This window comes from Trebonia sp. (assembly GCF_049794275.1).
Classification (GTDB): Bacteria; Actinomycetota; Actinomycetes; order Streptosporangiales; family Streptosporangiaceae; genus Trebonia.
Genome location: NZ_JBARCR010000662.1, coordinates 1 through 4,153 on the forward strand (window position 1 = coordinate 1; position 4,153 = coordinate 4,153).

The 4,153-nt window shown below is 68.4% G+C and carries 3 protein-coding genes and 1 pseudogene; 3 read left to right on the plus strand and 1 reads right to left on the minus strand.

From position 1 onward, the window contains the following. The 3 genes from WA805_RS17765 to WA805_RS17775 all read left to right on the plus strand — a co-directional run. The coding region (locus WA805_RS17765; RefSeq protein WP_425242888.1) for a trehalose-6-phosphate synthase at positions 1-615 on the plus strand (615 nt) is incomplete at its 5' end. A 337-nt stretch (positions 616-952) separates the two neighbouring features. Continuing rightward, positions 953-2,575: a chaperonin GroEL gene (gene groL, locus WA805_RS17770; protein WP_422286119.1), complete on the plus strand. Its 1,623-nt coding sequence runs from the start codon at positions 953-955 to the stop codon at positions 2,573-2,575. A 342-nt stretch (positions 2,576-2,917) separates the two neighbouring features. Then, entirely contained in the window at positions 2,918-3,307 is a 390-nt protein-coding gene (locus WA805_RS17775) for a cold-shock protein (protein ID WP_422275648.1), read from the plus strand. Positions 3,308-3,472: 165 nt separating this feature from the next. Here the strand turns inward: WA805_RS17775 and WA805_RS17780 are convergent. Beyond that, positions 3,473-4,153 (minus strand): annotated as a pseudogene (locus WA805_RS17780) (MFS transporter); the annotation flags it as partial.

The window sequence follows — 4,153 nt, forward strand, 5'->3', positions numbered from 1 at the left end:
GTGCTGTCCGGTCCGGTGGGCGAGCGGCAGGTCATCGTCCGCATCGACCGCACGGAGCTGTCCAAGAACATCCTGCGCGGCCTGGCCGCCTACCGCGAGCTGCTGGCCACCAGGCCGCAGTGGCGCGGCCAGGTGGTGCACCTGGCGCTCGCCTACCCGTCCCGGTCCGGGCTGGCCGAGTACCGCGCCTACACCGAGCGCGTGCACGACCTGGCCAGGGAGATCAACGCGGAGTTCGGGACCGACGACTGGGATCCCCTGATCCTCGACCTCAAGGACGACTACCCCCGTTCGCTCGCCGCCTGCGGGCTCGCCGACGTGATGATCGTCAACCCGATCAGAGACGGCATGAACCTGGTCGCCCAGGAGGGTCCGATCCTGAGCGAGCGCGGCTGCGCCCTCGTGCTGTCCAGGGAGGCGGGCGCGGCCTCGCTGATCGGCGACAGCGCGCTGCTGGTCAACCCGTACGACGTGTCGGCGACCGCCGAGGCCCTGCACGCCGGGCTGTGCATGGCGGCCGGCGAACGGCAGCGGCGGAGCGCCGCGGTCACCGCCGCCGCCTCCGCCCAGGCGCCGCAGCGGTGGCTGGCGGACCAGCTCGCCGCACTGAGCTAGCGCGTCCAGTCAGCCCGTCGGCTCAGGGGGCACGGGCTAGCCCCCGGTCAGCAGCGTCCTGATGTAGTGCGAGCCGATGAAGCCCGCACCCCCGGTCACCAGGATCCTCATGACCAGTGTCCTTCCGTCGAGAACGCCCAGTACGCCGCCGCGGCGTTTGCACTCTCCCCCTGAGAGTGCTAAACATGGCGTTGGCACTCTCCCTGTGAGAGTGACAGCCATACGGCGGGATCGGGCGACGAGGCATTGCTCGGAGCAGGACAGGACTGCTGCCGGGAAATGCCGTCCGTCGCGGGCGTCGGCCGGTCCGCACGTAAGCCACGGAGGACTGGAACCAATGGCAGCGAAGATGATCGCGTTTGACGAGGACGCCAGGCGCGGCCTCGAGCGCGGCATGAATCAGCTCGCCGACGCCGTGAAGGTAACCCTCGGCCCCAAGGGCCGGAACGTGGTACTCGAGAAGAAGTGGGGCGCACCCACGATCACCAACGATGGAGTATCCATCGCCAAGGAGATCGAGCTCGAGGACCCGTGGGAGAAGATCGGTGCCGAGCTAGTCAAGGAAGTAGCGAAGAAGACCGACGACGTCGCCGGAGACGGCACGACGACGGCGACCGTGCTCGCCCAGGCGCTGGTGCGCGAGGGCCTGCGTAACGTCGCCGCCGGCGCCAACCCCATGTCGCTCAAGCGCGGCATCGAGGTGGCCGTCGAGCGGGTGAGCGAGGAACTGTCCAATCTCGCCAAGGACGTGGAGACCAAGGAGCAGATCGCCTCCACCGCGTCCATCTCGGCCGGGGACACGGCGATCGGCGAGATGATCGCCGAGGCCATGGACAAGGTCGGCAAGGAAGGCGTCATCACCGTCGAGGAGTCCAACACCTTCGGCCTCGAGCTCGAGCTCACCGAGGGCATGCGCTTCGACAAGGGCTACATCGCGCCGTACTTCGTCACCGACCCGGAGCGTCTCGAGGCGGTCCTAGAGGACCCGTACATCCTCATCGTCAACTCGAAGATTTCCGCCAACAAGGACCTGCTCCCGCTGCTCGACAAGGTCGTGCAGTCGAGCAAGCCGCTGGTGATCATCGCCGAGGACGTCGATGGCGAGGCGCTGGCCACCCTGGTCGTCAACAAGATGCGCGGGCTGTTCAGGTCCGTCGCGGTGAAGGCGCCCGGCTTCGGCGACCGACGCAAGGCCATGCTTGGCGACATCGCCATCCTGACCGGCGGCCAGGTCATCAGCGAAGAGGTCGGCCTCAAGCTGGACAGCGTCGACCTGGACGTGCTCGGCCGGGCGCGCAAGGTCGTCGTGACCAAGGACGAGACCACAATCGTCGACGGCGCGGGTGACGCGGACCAGATCGCTGGCCGGGTCAACCAGATCCGCACCGAGATCGACAACACCGACTCGGACTACGACCGCGAGAAGCTGCAGGAGCGGCTGGCCAAGCTCGCGGGCGGCGTGGCCGTCATCAAGGCGGGCGCGGCGACCGAGGTCGAGCTGAAGGAGCGCAAGCACCGCATCGAGGACGCGGTGCGCAACGCCAAGGCCGCGGTCGAGGAGGGTGTCGTGCCCGGCGGCGGCGTCGCGCTGCTGCAGGCGGCCCGCACCGTCTTCGACAAGATCGAGCTGGTGGGCGACGAGGCGACCGGTGCTGCGATCGTGCGCCGCGCCCTGGAGGAGCCGCTGAAGCAGATCGCTGTGAACGCGGGTCTCGAGGGCGGCGTCGTGGTGGAGAAGGTGAAGACCCTGCCGGCAGGCGAGGGCCTGAACGCCGCCACCGGCGAGTACGTCAACATGTTCAAGGCCGGCATCATCGACCCGGCGAAGGTCACCCGTTCGGCTCTGCAGAACGCGGCGTCCATCGCCGGACTGTTCCTCACCACTGAGGCAGTCATCGCGGAGAAGCCGGAGAAGGAGAAGGCGCCCGCCGCCCCTGGCGGCGGCGACATGGACTTCTAGTCCAGCGCTCCGAACCACGCCGACAGCGGCCCGGATACCCGGGCCGCTGTCGTGTTTTCCTGCCATAGCCCCTGGGTATGGCGGTACTGCGATCTTGGACCGGGGTAGAAGATCCGCCTGTGGACTCACGGCCTCGCACGCGATCCCGTCCCAGCACCATCCGAACGTGTGAGGCCGTGACCCCCTAACCGGCGTGTCGCCACGCACCGGGGGGCGCTTGAGGCAAGATAACCCTGCTGCCATTACCCGTGCGGTACCGATAGCCTAGAAAGCGCCCATAACATCTGGCTGGCGATCACGGCCGCCCGGGTGATCAGTTCCTAACGACGTGAGGTCGTGCTCGTGCCTATCGGCAAGGTCAAGTGGTATGACGCCGAAAAGGGGTTCGGCTTCCTCGCCCGCGATGACGGGGGCGAGGTGTTCGTGCATTCTTCCGCTCTGCCGGCGGGAACGACCGCGCTCGCGAAGGGACAGCGAGTCGAGTTCGGCATCGTGGAGGGACGCAAGGGCGCGCAGGCGCTGCAGCTGCGGCTACTCGAGGCACCGCCGGCCGTCGCCGCCGCCAAGCACCCCCACAAGAAGCCCGACGAGATGATCCCGATCATCGAGGACCTCATGAAGATGCTGGACGGCATCTCCGACGATTACCGGCGCGGCAAGCACCCGGACCCCAAGGAAGCCAAGCAGATCGCCTCGCTGCTGCGCGCGGTCGCGGGGGACCTGGAGACCTGACCCGCACGGCTGTGTACCCGTCAGACCGATACCCGGTTGGCTGGGCCCTTGGACTGCGCCCACTCCGCTGAGCCTAGCCTGGTTATTGTCCCGCGTGTCGCGGCCCTCGCCAGCTCTCGTCCGCTTCAGGACGGCAGTTAGGCACCATCTGTTCGAAGATCGTGGTTAGCGGGCCGGCTGAGGCATGGCGCGAGCCGCGACGCGGACGCGCTGGCGTCGCCTGGCGAGGAGCAGGAAGAGCGCCACAACGAGGCCCCCAGCGGCGATGGCGAGGCCCGCCTGCCCGTTGTCCAGCATGGACACCAGCACGCCGGCCAGGCCGCCTGCCACGTTGGCCACCTGGTTGAGCGTCTCGGACACCGCGAACGTCGACGACCTGATCTCGTCTCCGATCTCCCGCTGGACGATCGAGTCCTGGCCGAGCTTGGCCAGGCTGGCGCAGAAGATCGCGGTGAACTCGACGACCGCGGCCGCCCACAGCCCGAATGTGACGGCGCACACGATGGTGATCACCGGCGCGATCGCCAGCACGCTGAACATGATCAGGTGCGGGGCCCGGCCGCGGAAGAAAGAGCCGAGGAGCATTGACGCGAGGCTGCCCGTCGTCAGGCCGACGGCCAGTACGCCGAGGGCGAAGTTGTGCGACACCGGGTGGCCTGGCGGGCCGAATTCCAGGCTGCGCAGCAGGAACGCGAGCAGGAACAGGATGTAGCCGGCGAAGGCGCGCAGCACGGCGTTCACCGCCATCGCCTCGGAGACCACGGGGCCGACGTTGGCGAGCGTCCGCCACCGCCCTCGGCCGGCGCGGGCGCGGCCAGCGTGGTCGCGGCCAGCGTGGTCGGGGCC

Excerpts from the sequence above, each read along its gene's own strand:
- groL (WP_422286119.1), top strand. The coding sequence starts at position 953 with ATGGCAGCGAAGATGATCGCGTTTGACGAGGACGCCAGGCGCGGCCTC.